Source organism: Micromonospora sp. DT227, assembly GCF_049841835.1.
Lineage (GTDB): Bacteria > Actinomycetota > Actinomycetes > Mycobacteriales > Micromonosporaceae > Micromonospora.
Genome location: NZ_JBNCLA010000038.1, coordinates 1 through 1,674, shown reverse-complemented (window position 1 = coordinate 1,674; position 1,674 = coordinate 1). Strand labels below are relative to the sequence as shown.

Genomic DNA, 1,674 nt, shown 5'->3' with positions numbered 1-1,674 from the left:
GAGGTCAGCGTGCCGTCCGGGCCCAACTCAAGGAAGACACCCACGCCTCGCTCACGCAACGCGTTCACCGCATCGTGGTACCGCACCGCCTGCCGGGCATGCGCCAGCCAATACTCGGGTTCGGTCACATCCGCACCCGGAGTGCCAGACACCACCGGGATCGTCGGCTCCCGCCAGGTCACCTCGGCCAGCACGTCGGCGAACTCGGCCAGCATCGGCTCCATCAACGGCGAATGGAACGCGTGACTGACCTTCAACCGCCGCGCCTTGCCACCCCCGTCTCGCCACTGCTGCGCCAACTCCAGCACCACATCCTGGTCACCGGAGATCACCGTCGAGCGGGGGCCGTTGACCGCCGCCACCCCTACCAGATCGGTGTGCCCGGCAATCAGCTCCTGCGCCTCGACGTCACTGGCGGTCAACGCCACCATGGCCCCACCAGCAGGTAGCGCCTGCATCAACCTGCCCCGCGCGGCCACCACCGCCACCGCATCAGCCAGATCCCACACCCCAGCCACATACGCCGCACTCAACTCACCGATCGAGTGCCCGGCCAGATACTGCGGGGCCACCCCCCACGAGCCGAGCAGCCGATACAACGCCACCTGCACCGCGAACAACCCCGCCTGCGTATACACCGTCTGATCCAACAGCTCCGGCTCGCCCGCGACCACCTCCCACAACGGCCGCTCAAAATGCTGGTCGAAGTACGCGCACACCTCATCGAACACCTCAGCGAACACCGGATACGCCTCATACAGGCCCTGACCCATCCCGACGCGCTGACTGCCCTGCCCGGAAAACACCACCGCCAGACGACCAGACCCCGCAACCCCGGCAACCACCCCCGGCGCCTCGACACCAGAAGCCAACGCCTGCAACCCGTCCACCAACACCGACCGATCCTGACCGAGCACCACACCCCGATGCGTGAACACCGACCGGGCCGCCAACGCCCGCCCCACCACCACCGGCTCCACGTCAGGCCGGTCGGCCACAAACCCGGCCAGCCGCTGCGCCTGCGCCCGCAACGCCACCTCAGACTTCGCCGACAACAACCATGGCACCACCCCGCCGGCCAGCGGCGAAGCCGGTTCATGACCCGGCACCGTGTCCGGTGTGGGATCGGCCTCCTGCAGGATCTGGAGCGGTTCGGCCTCTTCGAGGATGAGGTGGGCGTTGGTGCCGCTGATCCCGAACGACGACACCCCAGCCCGCCGCGGCCGACCGTCGACAGGCCACGGTGCGGCCTCGGTCAACAACTGCACCGACCCGGCCGACCAATCCACATGTGACGAGGGAGCGTCCACATGCAGCGTCCTGGGCATCAACCCGTGCCGCATCGCCAGGACCATCTTGATGATCCCGGCGACCCCGGCCGCGGCCTGGGTGTGACCGATGTTCGACTTCACCGACCCCAACCGCAACGGCTGCCCCGCCGGCCGATCCTGACCGTACGCGGCGATCAGCGCCTGCGCCTCGATCGGATCACCCAACCTGGTGCCCGTACCATGCGCCTCCACCACATCCACCTCGCCCGGCGACAACCGCGCGTTGGCCAACGCCTGACGAATCACCCGCTGCTGCGACGGCCCACTCGGAGCACTCAACCCATTCGACGCACCATCCTGATTGACCGCACTGCCCCGCACCACCGCCAACACCTGATGCCCC

1 protein-coding gene is annotated in these 1,674 nt (G+C 68.2%); it reads right to left on the bottom strand.

Translation table 11 applies throughout. From position 1 onward, the window contains the following. On the bottom strand, positions 1–1,674 hold a 1,674-nt coding region (locus ACLQ2W_RS33765; protein ID WP_425791936.1), incomplete at both ends, for a type I polyketide synthase.